Source organism: Enterococcus sp. BWB1-3, assembly GCF_016745275.1.
Lineage (GTDB): Bacteria > Bacillota > Bacilli > Lactobacillales > Enterococcaceae > Enterococcus_L.
This window is the reverse complement of the sequence record NZ_JADOEP010000015.1, coordinates 70,161-84,298: the sequence shown is the minus strand read 5'-3', so window position 1 is coordinate 84,298 and position 14,138 is coordinate 70,161. Positions and strand designations below refer to the sequence as shown.

At 34.9% G+C, this 14,138-nt stretch carries 18 protein-coding genes, 1 pseudogene and 1 riboswitch; of the genes and pseudogenes, 2 read left to right on the top strand and 17 right to left on the bottom strand.

All coding sequences use genetic code 11. The features are described from left to right. Positions 1–99: 99 nt before the first annotated feature. The 10 genes from IW492_RS11350 to IW492_RS11305 form a co-directional block, all read right to left on the bottom strand. Positions 100–507, bottom strand: coding sequence for a barstar family protein (locus IW492_RS11350; RefSeq protein WP_202067745.1), 408 nt, complete (start codon positions 505–507; stop codon positions 100–102). Between the two features lie 17 nt (positions 508–524). Then, complete coding sequence (locus IW492_RS11345; RefSeq protein ID WP_202067744.1) at positions 525–872, bottom strand: ribonuclease domain-containing protein; 348 nt, start codon at positions 870–872, stop codon at positions 525–527. A 283-nt stretch (positions 873–1,155) separates the two neighbouring features. Continuing rightward, complete coding sequence (locus IW492_RS11340) at positions 1,156–1,554, bottom strand: DUF4279 domain-containing protein (protein ID WP_202067743.1); 399 nt, start codon at positions 1,552–1,554, stop codon at positions 1,156–1,158. Next, positions 1,554–1,844, bottom strand: coding sequence for a hypothetical protein (locus tag IW492_RS11335; protein WP_202067742.1), 291 nt, complete (start codon positions 1,842–1,844; stop codon positions 1,554–1,556). Before IW492_RS11335 ends, IW492_RS11340 begins: the two co-directional genes overlap by 1 nt. Before the next feature lie 106 nt (positions 1,845–1,950). Next, positions 1,951–3,015: a hypothetical protein gene (locus IW492_RS11330; protein ID WP_202067741.1), complete on the bottom strand. Its 1,065-nt coding sequence runs from the start codon at positions 3,013–3,015 to the stop codon at positions 1,951–1,953. A gap of 383 nt (positions 3,016–3,398) precedes the next feature. After that, on the bottom strand, positions 3,399–3,746 hold the full coding sequence (locus IW492_RS11325) for a hypothetical protein (protein ID WP_202067740.1): 348 nt from the start codon (positions 3,744–3,746) through the stop codon (positions 3,399–3,401). Positions 3,747–3,815: 69 nt separating this feature from the next. Further along, the gene (locus IW492_RS11320; protein WP_202067739.1) at positions 3,816–4,145 is read right to left on the bottom strand and encodes a hypothetical protein; all 330 of its coding nucleotides are present in this window, start codon (positions 4,143–4,145) and stop codon (positions 3,816–3,818) included. Positions 4,146–4,158: 13 nt separating this feature from the next. Further along, positions 4,159–4,992, bottom strand: coding sequence for a hypothetical protein (locus IW492_RS11315; protein WP_202067738.1), 834 nt, complete (start codon positions 4,990–4,992; stop codon positions 4,159–4,161). Further along, complete coding sequence (locus IW492_RS11310; protein ID WP_202067737.1) at positions 4,952–5,599, bottom strand: hypothetical protein; 648 nt, start codon at positions 5,597–5,599, stop codon at positions 4,952–4,954. The genes IW492_RS11315 and IW492_RS11310 overlap by 41 nt, the downstream gene beginning before the upstream one ends. Next, complete coding sequence (locus tag IW492_RS11305) at positions 5,580–5,810, bottom strand: hypothetical protein (protein WP_236671887.1); 231 nt, start codon at positions 5,808–5,810, stop codon at positions 5,580–5,582. The genes IW492_RS11310 and IW492_RS11305 overlap by 20 nt, the downstream gene beginning before the upstream one ends. 462 nt (positions 5,811–6,272) lie before the next feature. Here IW492_RS11305 and IW492_RS11300 point away from each other — a divergent pair. Beyond that, positions 6,273–7,232: pseudogene (locus IW492_RS11300) on the top strand (IS30 family transposase). A gap of 72 nt (positions 7,233–7,304) precedes the next feature. On the opposite strand, the gene IW492_RS11295 reads toward IW492_RS11300, so the two are convergent. From IW492_RS11295 to IW492_RS11270, 7 genes are all read right to left on the bottom strand, one after another. Continuing rightward, on the bottom strand, positions 7,305–7,949 hold the full coding sequence (locus IW492_RS11295) for a hypothetical protein (protein ID WP_202067735.1): 645 nt from the start codon (positions 7,947–7,949) through the stop codon (positions 7,305–7,307). A 599-nt stretch (positions 7,950–8,548) separates the two neighbouring features. Continuing rightward, the gene (locus tag IW492_RS11290; RefSeq protein ID WP_202067734.1) at positions 8,549–9,064 is read right to left on the bottom strand and encodes a QueT transporter family protein; all 516 of its coding nucleotides are present in this window, start codon (positions 9,062–9,064) and stop codon (positions 8,549–8,551) included. A gap of 12 nt (positions 9,065–9,076) precedes the next feature. Beyond that, positions 9,077–9,122: riboswitch (PreQ1 riboswitch) on the bottom strand. A gap of 267 nt (positions 9,123–9,389) precedes the next feature. Next, positions 9,390–9,530: a DUF7916 family protein gene (locus IW492_RS18695; protein ID WP_442896335.1), complete on the bottom strand. Its 141-nt coding sequence runs from the start codon at positions 9,528–9,530 to the stop codon at positions 9,390–9,392. A gap of 138 nt (positions 9,531–9,668) precedes the next feature. Beyond that, positions 9,669–10,610, bottom strand: coding sequence for a metal ABC transporter substrate-binding protein (locus IW492_RS11285; protein WP_202067733.1), 942 nt, complete (start codon positions 10,608–10,610; stop codon positions 9,669–9,671). Next, positions 10,600–11,454: a metal ABC transporter permease gene (locus IW492_RS11280; RefSeq protein WP_202067732.1), complete on the bottom strand. Its 855-nt coding sequence runs from the start codon at positions 11,452–11,454 to the stop codon at positions 10,600–10,602. The genes IW492_RS11285 and IW492_RS11280 overlap by 11 nt, the downstream gene beginning before the upstream one ends. After that, positions 11,455–12,195, bottom strand: a complete 741-nt coding sequence (locus IW492_RS11275; protein WP_202067731.1) for a metal ABC transporter ATP-binding protein — start codon at positions 12,193–12,195, stop codon at positions 11,455–11,457. A gap of 714 nt (positions 12,196–12,909) precedes the next feature. Beyond that, positions 12,910–13,431, bottom strand: a complete 522-nt coding sequence (locus IW492_RS11270) for a GNAT family N-acetyltransferase (RefSeq protein WP_202067730.1) — start codon at positions 13,429–13,431, stop codon at positions 12,910–12,912. 268 nt (positions 13,432–13,699) lie between these two features. On the opposite strand from IW492_RS11270, the gene IW492_RS11265 reads away from it, so the two are divergent. Next, positions 13,700–14,137: a universal stress protein gene (locus IW492_RS11265; RefSeq protein ID WP_202067729.1), complete on the top strand. Its 438-nt coding sequence runs from the start codon at positions 13,700–13,702 to the stop codon at positions 14,135–14,137. Position 14,138 lies beyond the last annotated feature (1 nt).

Below are 14,138 nucleotides of genomic sequence, written 5' to 3'. Positions count from 1 at the left end.
CTTAACAAATACTCTCCTTTTCAATTCTACTTCGCCCCCCTCTTATTCAAGGTCTTATTTTCTGAGCCCAATCAAATAATAAAATAATAAAATATCATTCTATTTTTCTATAAATACTTTAAACTCTTTTTTTTCTCCATCAACTACAACGTGTTCAACTTCGTCTTTCCAAAAAGGGATAATAGCGTCCTTAAATGTTTCGAATAAAATGGCTTTTTTTGCTTCTTCACCTATCATCATCTTGGAACTATTGATAATAAATAATACATATCCTTCTTTATTGCCTAACCAACTTAAATCTCTCATCCAATCCAAATATGAATCGATACTAGAAGTGTTTTCAAACATTGCTTCTGGAAATTCAAACGCTTTTTTTATAGCTTCCATATATTGTGGTAGTGTTTCAATTTTTTCTCCATCTATCTCCGCAATAAAATAATTATCTTTTATTAAAGCTTGCTCTATTTCTTTCTTTTGTACATTGCTAATTTCTACTATTGAATCCATATAATATCCTTTCTATTTCACTTTATTTTTGTAAATGTCTTATAGTGATCTGTAGTATAGTATAATGAGCCGTCACTTCCTCGAACAAACCTTTCCGCATCTCTGTTCATACCCTGTACTCTATTATTTACATCAAATTCTTTGTAAATTACTTTATTTCCTTCCATATCTGTATCTGGTAGTTGTCCGTCAGTATTATAATATCTAGCTCCCGCAGCAGTACCTTGAGTTTGCCCGGATACATTCCCACTCCAATTTCCATTTTCGTATTTCCCTAAGATATTTTTAGCATTATCAGACAAATCGTTTATGCTGCCAGCTTTTACTGACAAATATATACCAGTATACATCCCACCCGCTGCCATATCCTCCGGTCGTGGTCCTAACGTAATGCCCTTGCCTACATTTTTGCTGGATTTTGTGTCGTAACATTACCATAAGGTCTCCATTTAGACACCACTGACTAAGTCAACAGGATCAAAACCAAAATGACAAAGGGATGATTTTAAGTTACGAGTGTCTATCTTATTGGAAAATGAAAAATTTCATGCGCATTTATAGCAGATGACACTTTGTTATTTTTGTATGAACGATAGCTACTGTTGAACATACTTTAAGAAAATCTTGTTTTTTTATTAAAAATAAAAATTATTTGGAACCACCCCAAGATAAAATTGAAACTTCAAAATCAATACCTAATATAGCTATTTTATTCATAACTTCTGGTGATATTCTAAAGTTTATTTGAGCGCTATTAGATTGTAAAAAACACTTAATATAAACATCTGATTCATTATTTATCTCTTCAATATAAGAATTCAGTGGTAGTAACTGTTCTAAAAGTCCCTTTAATACTTCATTTGGGTTACTTTCATTAATGAATTCTTTATCAAACCTGATTAAATCAAACTCATTTTTACCAATCACCTCACTTGTTATTTGTCCTTCTTTAAAAATTTTTGTAGCTTCTGTTTTTAATTTTTGTTCAATTTCTTTAAAATTTATACCATGTCCCTTTACTATAAAACTACAATAACCTGTATTCATTAAAAGTCCTCCATAAATTCTTTAGCCAATTTTTCTAGTTCCTTCCAAGAAAAATTTTTGTTATTCGGTACTAAATCTTTTAAACTTTCTATATAATCTCCAAATTCCCTTCTCTGTACTGGGTTTATTTTGTATTTTTTTGCTATACTTTCAATCTGTTTTATATCAGGTTTTTTTGCAAAAAATTGTATATCTATGTCAAGTATATTATTAACATGATAAGACTCATTATCTGTAATCTTTGGAATAACAATGCCCTTAGTCAACCAATCATCTAAGCCAGGTCCCAATGTAATGCCCTTGCCTAATTGAATTAATCCTGTAAATTTTCCAAAATAGATTTACTTCTCTGCACCCAAGTTTCAACAGTTGAATGAGCTAATTCAACTCTATATCCTATTTTAAATTTTTTTTAAACTCTTTGTAGGTTTCATGTCCTTCTGGAATTTCTAAATAATGATATGGATATATCGGACTCATTTCTAGATATATTTCATTTTTATAGTTGTAAATCCATGCTTCGTTAGTATCATTTACCCTACTTCCCCACATTGGAAATTTCGTTGATAACTCAAGTTCTAAATTATACTCTTCATTAATATAATAGCCTTCCCCCAATTCAAAGTGTTCCTCTAAAATAGGATAATTATTTGCCTCAACTAGTTTCAACGTATTGTAGAATGACTTGATTCCTTCGATAAGGTAGTCATTAAAAACTAAATATTTGGTTTTGTTTGCTACTAAGTAAATATCACACCAATCGAAATAGTACAATGGGGTACTCTCATCGTCATTTGTACTATCTGGATTGATCTCTAAAACAATTTTACATGTGTCATTTATAGTAAATTCATTTTTTTCATTATTCTCTTCTTCTTTCTTAATGATTTTCCCTTTTTTATTTACCCACCCTAGTTTTCTTAAAAGGGTTTGGGTGTTAATGTATACCTCCGTCCACTCTTCTACATGTCCATGATCAAGTCCAGTTGATGTTTGGTCTAATATTACAATTTCCCCATTTGAAATAGCAACTCTTCTATCAGTATTTGCGCTAATCGGAACAGAGTTGTCTAACGCATGCTGCCCATCAATTGGCTTTTTACTTTTCACAGAATTACCTACATTAGTATGATAAGGTGCATCTTCGTATAAACCAAACGGGTGACCAGAAACTGATGGATAAATGCCGGTATACATCCCACCCGCTGCCATGTCCTCTGGGCGTGGGCCTAATGTAATACCATTGCCTACATCTTTTGCTGGATTTTGTGTCGTAACATTGCCATAAGGATTCGTGTATCCCGGAATGCTGCTGATTACATTGCCATCTTGATCATAAATTTTTCCTATTGTCGTGACACCTGTTGAGCCCATTGCCCATGCCAGCGGCTGCATCACTGTAATTTCCTTACCCGATGCTGTTAGCCAGACAAAACCAACAAAAGTAATTCCACAGATCAATGTTACTGGCCAGCCTACTGTTGCAACAACTCATGTTGCCGTTGTAGCTAGTGGGCTGCCTACTCCTTTTACAAAGATTCCTATACCAGAAGCTGTTACCGATATAGAACCAACCCATTGAAAACCATTACCAGTCGTTGCGGCATCATTTAGCCGGGGCAGTATACTGTTCCCAGTACCTCCTACGCCCTGTCAAGGATCGAAACACTTTCCAGAGGCGTACAATCACAGCTTAATTTCGAGTTCAATGTCAGTGCTTCAATCGTTGTAAAAGTTATCAGACTTATTGCATAAATTTCCAACAAAGATAGAGATACCTTAGGAAACTTTTCTAATAAACTTATTTAAATCGAAACTTCCAGACTCGGCTACTTCAAAATAAATTAGTCCTTGTATATTTCTTCAACCTTCTCAATCATTTGATCCAACTCCTTTATATCAAATGCGGGGAATACAGAAATTAGTTTCAACCAGTGAGCATCTTCTTTTTCATAAGCATAGGATTCTATAGCTCGTCTAATAATATCTTCTTCCAATTTACTGACAACTATATAGGGTCTTTTTTCTGCTAAAAATCCTTCAGTCATTCTCATTTTTAGATTTTTTACAGTTGCAAATGGAACTTTACATACCAATCCATCCTCCAACTCAACAAAAACATTTATAGAAGCATCTTCTGGATCTTTTATCTTCTCCAAGGGAATTGAGTAGTTAATATTTTTGATTAACATCGCTGTACTCTCCTTCTGTTTCATGATTTTATTCTCAGCATTAAAGCCTCATTGATAATTACTATCTTTTTATTCATTTTGTTTTATTTTTTCATTAAGCTGTTCTGTTTCAAACCATACATATAACCGATCCATTTTCAACCAATATGCATTGTCTTGCGCATGGAATTCAATAGCTCGTCGTATCAAATTGTCTTCAAGATAATCAACTATAATAAGTGGTGTACCAGACTCCAAAAAACCTTCTTTTTTTACAAAATTCTCCATATTTTTAATTGTCGACACTACAGTAACATACTCAAAACCATCTTCCAAAGTTACAAAAACATCAATATTATCATTTTCTAGATCTTCAATTTTATCTAATGTAGTTGGATACTCAATGTTTCTAACTAACATGTTTGTCCCTCCCTTATTTACCATACATATCTTTCAATATTCGAATAACTTTATCTTCATTCCCTTTATTTGCTTTTCCCAATATTTCAATTTCGCCATTTACAATTCTATAAAAAACACGGGCACCCTCTCTCCCTCTAATATAAATAACATCTTTAAATAAATTTTTATAACCTATTCCTAGATTAGTATTCCCTTTTAATAATTCACTTACTAAGTGATCAGCCTCTTTTTGAGCAGCCTCGCTCTTTCCCATCTTTTCTGCTTCTTTGACAAGTCTAGTACTTTCATCAATTCTGGAAACTACCTTATAAATATTCTTAGTAATACCAGTATACATCCCACCCGCTGCCATATCCTCTGGGCGTGGGCCTAATGTAATACCATTGCCTACATCTTTTGCTGGATTTTGTGTCGTAACATTGCCATAAGGATTCGTGTATCCCGGAATGCTGCTGATTACATTGCCATCTCGATCATAGACTTTTCCTATTGTCGTGACACCTGTTGAGCCCATTGCCCATGTCGGCGGCTCCATCACTGTAATTTCCTTACCCGATGCTGTTAACCAGACAAAACCAACAAAAGTAATTCCACAGTTCAATGTTACTGGCCAGCCTCCTGTTGCAACAAATCCTGTTGCCGTTGTAGCTAGTGGACCGCCTACTCCTTTTACAAAGATTCCTATACCAGAAGTAGATATTGCTGCATCGCTTAAATGTGATAATATACTGTTAATTTCTACATAAAATGGAAAGGTAGTAACTGTAATAATTCTCAGATATTCAGATAAAATATTTCTTTCATTACAGCAAAAACAATTGATTACAATTTGCAATCTCTTCATAAATTTTCTGTACTCTTTTGTTCTCAAATATTATTGGAAGATTGATATCATAATTTGTTTTAATTATCATTGGTATTTCTCCAAAATATAGAGCATTCCATAGTTTTTCTCTCAAAAAACACTTGAAAATTAATTTTAGCAAATTGACATCATCAATCAGATAAATTGATTGATGACTCTTTTCTAGAATATCTACCTGATTAAACAAAATATACCCATCAATTTGGTCTAAATTCCTTTTTAGGTTAGTTAATAAGTCTATTACTTCTGCTTTATTACTGAAAACACCCAAATCTATATAACATTTCCGTTTGTTCAACTCAAAGACTTCCTCTATAAATCGAAAGAATTTATCTTCTTGATTCAACTTGAAATATTCATTATCCAATAATTCCATTTTAGGATCATCACTAGTCAGAACTTTGCTGAATGTATCTAATGTTCTTTTAATATATTTATTTTTTGCCACTTCAATCATTTCATCATAGTCTTCAGTTTTGGCATACAATGTCCAGAGATCATTGTTATAATTCATTTCATCTTCATCTACAGGTCTTAATTTGGGAATTTCTCCTTCAAGTAATACTTTATCTAAGTCTCTTTCCATCTATATCATAAGTCCCTTCCCGTCTATCTTTTTCAAAGTCTCGTTTATTCCTATATCGTTTCCAAGAACTTTCACCATGGTTATCACCAACATCTTGAGACCAAACTGAACCATCGGCCTGTACATAACCAGTATTTTTCTTACTTCTATCATTTTTTCTAAAAATTTTAGAACCTGCTTTAGGGTTAAATTCGTATACACCAACATACATCCCACCCGCTGCCATATCCTCTGGGCGTGGGCCTAATGTAATGCCCTTACCTACATCTTTTGCTGGATTTTGTGTCGTAACATTGCCATAATAATTCGTGTATCCCGGAATACTGTTGATTACATTGCCATCTCGATCATAGATTTTTCCTATTGTCGGGACTCCAACAAAACTTCGAGAAAATATATCACTGTCTACCTTTTGATTATTTAATTTAAATCAGTTAAATTACTTTTAAATACAATATTTTGGCATACTATCTTTAAAAACTCATTTTCATTATTACTTGTAAATATTTTTGTACAAATTTGATTATCCATTTTATACACCAAAGTTTTATTAATTGTAAAATGACTGTAATTCAAAATTCGCCGATAGTAAAATTAAGCTAGACAACTAAATAAGTCATTTGTGCTACACTCAAAATAGTTCCGTCCAAAGAATTATAAGGAGTGAAGACAAATGACCTATACTCATCTTACACCAAATGAACTCGTGATGATAGAAGCTTATTTCAATACCCAGCAACCTGTTGCACAAGTTGCTAAACGCTTAGGACGTGCTCGTCAAACCATCTATAACGTGTATCATTTTCTAGCAGCTGGACATACTGCGCTCGAATACTACCAACAATACAAGACGCACAAATCCCGTTGTGGTCGTCGGTCCATTGTTTTACCTGATGAACAAAAAGACTATATTCAGACGAAAGTAACTCAGGGGTGGACGCCAGATGTTCTGATTGGTCGTGGTGAGTTTCCGATTGACTGCTCGATTCGAACCCTCTATCGGATGTTTAGAAAAGGTCTCTTTGATTGTTCCTTCCTACCGTTGAAAGGAAAACGAAAGCCTAATGGTCATAAGGAAAAACGTGGAAAACAAGCCTTTAGACGGACGATTGACGAAAGAGAACAGGAATAGCCTCATTTTTGTGAAGAATTTGGCCATTTAGAAGGCGATACGATTGTGGGTGCTCATCATAAAAGTGCTGTCATTACGCTAGTTGAACGCCAATCAAAAGCCATCATCACACTCAAACCTAATGGACATAAAGCCAAAGATATCAAAACAACCTTGAACGAATGGTTTAGCACATTTCCTAAAAATCTCTTCAAATCAATTACGTTTGATTGTGGAAAAGAGTTTTCGAATTAGAAGAGTATTTCTAATAAGCAAGACATCAATATCTATTTTGCGGATCTAGGAACTCCCTCTCAACGCGGCCTGAATGAGCACTCAAATGGACTGCTTAGAAAGGATGGACTTCCTAAGCAAATGGATTTCAATGAAGTTGATGAGGCATTTGTCCAATCGGTTGCCTCAAAAAGGAATCATATTCCAAGGAAATCACTGAACTATCGAACCCCCATGGAAGTATTTTTGAGTTATATGGATGATGAGATAGTGTCTAGCTTAATTTGACAAATGAAAAAATAAAAAAAAACAGAGAACAATTTTTAACTGCACTCTGATTTTATTAATATTAGAAATTTATTAATAGATATGATAACGACTATTTGTTACTGGATTCCAAGTAGCAAAATAACCGATAAATGGCGTACCTCTAAAATTTGAAACTGTATACGTAAAATTATTGCTAACTGGTGCAACTACATCATGCATACCGTTGAAAAATTTGAATGAATCTAAGTGTGCTCTTATACCAAAATATGGGTTAAGCTTTACATTTCTCACTGTAAATCTCAATCCGCTGAAATGCCAACCACTACCAGAAAAAGGATTTGATTCATATGGTTTTACGAAATCATCCACAATTCTAGGTGTCCCAGTCGGTGGCGTTGTTCCTCGTGTTAATATTGGTGGGAACATATCGTCAACATTTGATTGCGGTGATTCCTCAGATTTAGTTTCTATAAAAGCTTCTATTTGTATTTCTTCTGGGATTTCTTCGCTATTTGAACCTTCCAATGCTTCTTCAATATATTGAACATACTCTAACGATTTCTCTTCATCCATAATCTCATTTGAGATTGGATTATACACCTGACCCTCACCAGCTTCAACATGTTCTTTCATATCTTCAAAAGAAGCAGCGTTGACATTAACCGTACCCACAATTAACCCAGATAGACCAATAACACCTAAAAATAATATTTTAGAAGATAATTTGAATTTCATTTAAACCCCTCCAATATTTATATTTAGCAACTATAATGTCGCGCGCAAACCTATAATAACTACTTATAAAATAACATTAGAAATATCTTAACTTTAATCTTTCTGTATTTTTCATAATAATATAATAAAAAATATCTAGCAAATAGTTGACGAGCCGAAATACACTATCATATGCAATAAGTGATTTATTTGCAAGCGGGAAATAATCAGACGCAACACCAAATAGCCTTTCATATTTTATACTGAATGTCACTGTTGTTGCATTAAACTCTTCACCTATTCCATGACAAAAAAATCCTTTACATTGGTCTTGGATAAGTCATGCAAGGTTCAGTATAAAGAACTTTTTTTGGGGATAAAAGGACCCAATCACTTTTATGGAACAGCCACTGTTTCATGTAATACTAATTTACTGCAGATTTTGTTAAAATAACAGTGACTTGGAAAATTTTTTTAATTGCCTATTAAACTAAGGTAAAACTGACAGAAAAATATTTAAGACAGTCAGACAAAAAACAAAGGACAGAACAATCTGCTAATTGTCCTGTCCTTTGATTAAAAATTCAAAACCTATCCAAACTTTGACATCACACATCTGTTTAGATTCGTGATTCAAAATGGATCTTTTTATTTAAGAAATACATCAATGGTGCTGATAACGCCATAACGATAAATTCACTAAGAGCCAAAAACAAATAGGTTGTCCAGAATCCGCCGTTTTCTGCTCCACCTGTATTTACCAGCATGACCGCAATAAATACCATTGATACTGTAAAAAATAAAGTATTTAAGACAAGTCGTATTTTCTCGCTTTTTACTTTATTATAGAGTAAAGCGGTCAAACCTAAAGAAACGAAAGTCTGTGCTCCGCCATATAAAGCGTCAATGACACCGTACCCAAAAATAATATTATAAAAAATAACGCCGCCTAAAACGCCCCACATCAACTTTCTGTTGAAAACGACCAAATGGTTCAGACTTTCTGAAATTCTGAATTGAATCGGACCGGAAGCAACAGGAGCAACAAACAATGTTAACGCCAAATACAGTGCCATAATAATTGCGTTCAGTGTGACTACTCGCAGTTTTTTACCTGATGAAACAGATGATTGCATAATTTCTCCTTCTTTCTCCTAGTTTTTTTACTGGGGATGGTTGATGAACCCAGGTTACAAGTAAGAAGCTGCTTCAAACAACTTGATATTTTGTAACGGCACTAATACTATCATCCTTATCTTTGATTGTCAATGATGAACAAACTGGTTTAATTTTTGGCTCAGCAGTGACTTAAAACAAAGAAAAACATTGATAAATTTCTTAAAGCTTTTTAGATAGCAATAATGGAACAATCGAAAAAATATTTTCTTCACTGCCGACTTTTACAATAATAGCTTTTTGCCAAACGATCAAAGCTCATGATTTTCCCTCCTAAATTTCTGTTTATCTGTTTCGACTGGCCATTCTAAAATACATATAAGGTTTTCCCTTCAAGGAAATAGAAAACTCTGTAACCTTTTCCAGCATTGTACAACCTGGAAAATCGCCATTACTAATCGCTTGAATCTCTGCACCGTCCTCCATTTTACCTTAGAACTGGTTCTAAGGGCATCTGGCAGGCAGTCGTTGAAAAACAATAATTAAGCAACAGATAAAAAAAATGATCTTAGTGATGAATGCCATCTTACTAAGATCATTTTTCAGTTGTTTCTACCCCTTCTTTTATTCCGACAGTCCTTCATGAATCTTCTCAAGATTCCATGCCATCATACTGTAATATGTATCACCATCCTTACCTTTATCCGCAAGGGAATCAGTAAATATTTTGCTATGAATCGGCAATCCTGTTTCTTTGGACAGTCGTTCCATACTCCTCGCATCTACAGAGGTTTCAACGAACAGCACAGGAACATCTGATTTTTTAACTGTATCAATAATTGACTTCATCTGCTCCGGTGTTCCCTGACTTTCTGTATTAATTTCCCAAATATAAGCAGCCTTCAGTCCATATTCTTTCGAAAAGTACTTAAAAGCTCCTTCGCTGGTAACCAGCAGCTTTTTACTTTCAGGAATATCAGCAAATTCATTTTTTGCTTTCTCATTCAGTTCTTCCAGCTGCTCAATATAGTTTTCCGCATTTTCTCTATAAACAGAGGCATGTTCCGGGTCCTTTTCTTCAAAAATTCTTGCGATTTCTTTGACATAAGCGATCCCGTTTGTAATTGACAGCCAGGCATGCGGATCTTCCTGATCTGTATTACCTTCACTGGTCAAATATATTGGAGAAACTTCTTTGCTGACTGCAAAGTAATCCTGATTTTCTTCTTTACCAGATGTTTCCATTAACTTCTCAAACCAGCCGTTTCCTGTCTCCAGGTTTAGTCCATTATATAAAACGATTTCTGCTTCACTGGCCTTTTGAATATCTACAGGCAGAGGTTCATACTCATGAGGATCTGTTCCTACAGGGACAATACTGTGTATGGATACCAAATCCTTCCCGACTTCATCAGCCATATCCGCAATGATTGAATTTGTAGCAACTACCGTCAGTTTATTCTGATCTTCCGCCTGGCTACTACTCCCCTCTTTATTTCCACAAGCGGTTAAGAACATAACAGCTGCAAGTCCTGCCAATCCTGCTTTAATTAATTTATGCTTCATCCTGCTGCTCCTTTCTTAATTCGGAAATCATTCCTTTCGTTGGCGAAAATACAAATGCTAAAATGAAAAACACTGCTGCCGTCAAAACAATGGTTGCTCCTGATGGCAGATTATAACTGTAGCTGAAAAAAAGTCCAATGATAGAGCTTAACACTCCGAACAATACAGAAAGACCAATCATTTTTGGAAGACTGTTTGTTAATTGATACGCAGTTGCAGCCGGAGTAATCAGCATGGCAATAACCAGAATTGTACCTACTGTCTGCAGCGAAGTAACAGCCACAAGAGTCAAAAGAAACATCAGCAGATAATTAATAAAGCTCACATTTAATCCATAAGACTGAGCCATTATCGGATCAAATGAAGTAATTTTTAATTCTTTATAGAACAACAACACTACGACTATAACTACAAAACCGACACCTGCGGTTAAATACATATCTGAATCTCTGACTGCTAGAACATTTCCGAATAGAATATGATAAAGATCTGTGGCACTCCTTGCAAATGAAATCAAGACAATTCCCAAGGCAAAAAAAGAACTAAAGACAATACCAATCGCCGTATCTGTTTTCAATCTGCTGTGTTTTGTGACAAATCCGATCAAGGCAGCTGATCCAATTCCAAACAAGGTAGCGCCAATAATATAGCTTGTACCGAGCATGTACGACACAGCTACCCCAGGAAGGACAGCATGAGAAATCGCATCTCCCATCAAAGACATTCCCCGCAAAATAATGAATGATCCGATAACACCTGCAATGATTCCTACCATTACAGAAGTAAAGAGAGCATTTTTCAAAAACTGATAGTTCATCAGTCCGTCAATAAAATTGTTAATCATCTATTTCCCTCCCAGCTTCAGCATTTCAGCTATTTCTTCTCCATACGTTTTTTTCATATTATCAACTTCAAACACCTGATCGACAGAGCCAAAAGCTATGACCTGCTTATTCAATAAAACCAGCTGATCGAAATAATCCCTGACCTTGTGAAGATCATGATGGACAATCACTATAGATTTTCCTTCATCTCTTAATTGCTTAAGCAAATCAATAATAATCTTTTCACTCGTAGCATCAATTCCAACAAAAGGTTCATCCAAAAAAATCCATTCTGCTTCCTGAGCCAATGCCCGGGCAATAAAGACCCGTTGTAGTTGTCCGCCTGACAACTCGCCAATCTGATTATGAGCAAAATCAGCCATACCCACTTTTTCCAGACAGCTCCACGCCAGTTCCTTTTCTTTTTTACCCGGTCTTTTAATTAAACCGATTTTCGGATAAGTGCCCAGTAGAACAACACCAAAAACATCTATCGGGAAGGATAAATCAATCTCCTGTCTTTGTTCCACATAAGCAAATTTATTTAATTGCCGGCTTACTGGCTGGTTTTTATAGACTACTTCTCCTCTGTTTATGGGAATCAATCCAAGCATTCCTTTTAACAACGTTGACTTTCCTGCACCATTGGGTCCGATAATACCAGTCAGCTGATTTTTGGTAATAATCAGATTTTCAATTTGAACAGCTATTTTTCTTTTATAGGAAATCGTTAGATGATTGATTGATAGATTATTATCCATTTAAGCATCGCCCTTTCTTTGATTTTAGGCACACCTAAAATTAATTAACATTATTATAATACAGCATTTGATCTTTATCAAGAAAAAAGAAAAAAACCGGAAAAATATTTTCCGATTTTTCTTTTAGTACTCGTTAATCATTGATCTAATAGGTCTTATATCCTCCATTAAAGAGACGTTTTCCTTCGAAACAGCACACTACCGCATATTGAAATCCTTACAACAACAAAGACTCCAACAATTGTTGGAGCATTTGTTTATACTGTTGTTTCCATTCTTTATCTCTTTGAATTTACTCAAAATTTTTGAAATTAATACAGAAAAGCATTGAACTGACCGTATTGCGAAGCGTACTTCATCTGTTTAGAAAACAGCATCTACAACTACTGATATAATAGAGTTTTTAGTGAAAAATGGGTAAAGTCAAATTTATCTATACTATATAATAAGGGTAGAATAGAAAATCATTAGAAAATTCTTTTAAGTGATTCTCATCGTATTTCTCATTTTTTCAACTTTCGATGCAGAGTATTTAATTCTTAAAAATCTGCTCTTCAGAAAAATTCATATTCAGAAAATCTGTACTCCTTTCAATTACGCTCTGTCTGCTTAGCTCGCTATTAATAAAAAGTTTACAATATAGATCATCATTCATTATTTCCTTACTTCGTTCCTGCTATTAATCATAGAAAGCAGACTGCTTTTCCCTTTGAACTAATTCAGTGAAATCTGATATGCGTATCTTTCTCCATCTGGAACTTCAAGTTCAATCTCCCCAGCAAACTCAAATCCTGCCCGTTGAATGACCTTCTGCATGATCTCATTTTTAGGGTGAGTATCAATACGAATATCTACAAAGCCTTTTAATACGGCAGCATTTATCAGAAAGCGAAGCATCATAACAGCCAGTCCCTTCCCCTGATGCTCACTGCTGACAGCTGCTCGATGAATGGATGCATAACCTGCTGCTTTCGTCTCCCATTGCCCATTTTTAATCTGTTCATACGCGGGATCTTTTTCCTCAGAAATTACACCAATACCAACAAGCTCGCTCTCCAGAATTAGGACATAGCAATTTTCTGAAAGAATATCTGCTTTCAACATTTCCTCATTTGGTCCGGTCCCTGCTTGCCACTGCGGTATTTTTCTGTTCGCCAACTCCACACGGGCAGTTTCGATAATTGTCATGATTTGTTGAAGCTCTTCAAGTGTTGCCTGTCTTAAATATAGTTTCATTCTACGGTCCTGCTCTTTCTGAAATTTATTTTTAATCGATAAGTACTATAATTATTTGGCTTATTATTCTTATTTTCCATTTTACTATATAAATAAACGTACGCAAAAACTGCTTCAAATTATTTTTTGTTAATAGAATGAGGCTGACCCAATCACCTGGTCAGCAGCTCATGTATTTCTTCATTTTCATCTGGCATAAAGCAGCCTTCCATTTCTTTTTAAATTTTGTACATGTTATACTTAAATGAACAAGAAGGAGATGAGTACCATGCTGAAAAACTATGAAAGAATCCTAGTCGCCGTAGATGGTTCCAAAAACTCTGAACTCGCTTTGAAACATGCTGTTGAAATTGCTGCTCAAAATGGTGCTGCACTATATGTCCTGGCGATCATTGATAAAAATGCCATCAGCCACAGCTCTTTTGCCTTTTCAAAAGTTCTGGAAGAAGAAAAAGAGCTGGTTGAAAGCGAAATGGCAAAACACCTTGCTTATGCTTCTGAACATAATTTATTTGATGTCACCCCTATTGTTGAAATCGGCAACCCGAAACACTACATCGCAACAACGGTTCCAACTGAGGAAAAAATTGACTTAATCGTTATAGGGGCTACAGGGAAAGGACGGCTGACTGAAACAACTGTCGGATCAACAACGAACTATGTTGTCCAGAATGCACCTTGTACTGTGCTTGTTGTAAAAGAATAAT